1 pseudogene is annotated in these 466 nt (G+C 64.8%); it reads left to right on the forward strand.

The features are described from left to right. A pseudogene (cysK2, locus tag BST12_RS29400) lies at nt 1-466 on the forward strand (S-sulfocysteine synthase CysK2); the annotation flags it as partial.

Here is a 466-nt window from a genome sequence, read left to right on the forward strand (position 1 = left end):
GTCGCTCAGCTTGGCCGGATCGATGTCCTGGTGTGCTCGGTGGGGACGGGTGGACATTCAGCAGGTGTCGCCCGAGTGCTACGGGAGTTCAACCCGGACATGCGGTTGATCGGCGTGGACACCATCGGGTCCACGATCTTTGGGCAGCCCGCGTCGAACAGGCTGATGCGCGGGCTGGGCTCGAGTATTTATCCGCGCAATGTCGATTACCGTGCATTCGACGAAGTGCACTGGGTTGCTCCCCCCGAAGCCGTCTGGGCGTGCCGCTCCCTGGCCGCAACCCACTACGCCAGCGGCGGCTGGAGCGTCGGGGCGGTCGCCCTGGTAGCCGGCTGGGCAGCACGCAACTTGCCGGCGGACACCACGATTGCCGCGGTCTTTCCCGACGGCCCACAACGCTACTTCGACACCATCTACAACGACGCGTACTGCAACGAACACGAACTGCTAGGCGGACAACCTCCCA

Source organism: Mycobacterium angelicum (assembly GCF_002086155.1).
In the GTDB taxonomy this organism is placed as follows: domain Bacteria; phylum Actinomycetota; class Actinomycetes; order Mycobacteriales; family Mycobacteriaceae; genus Mycobacterium; species Mycobacterium angelicum.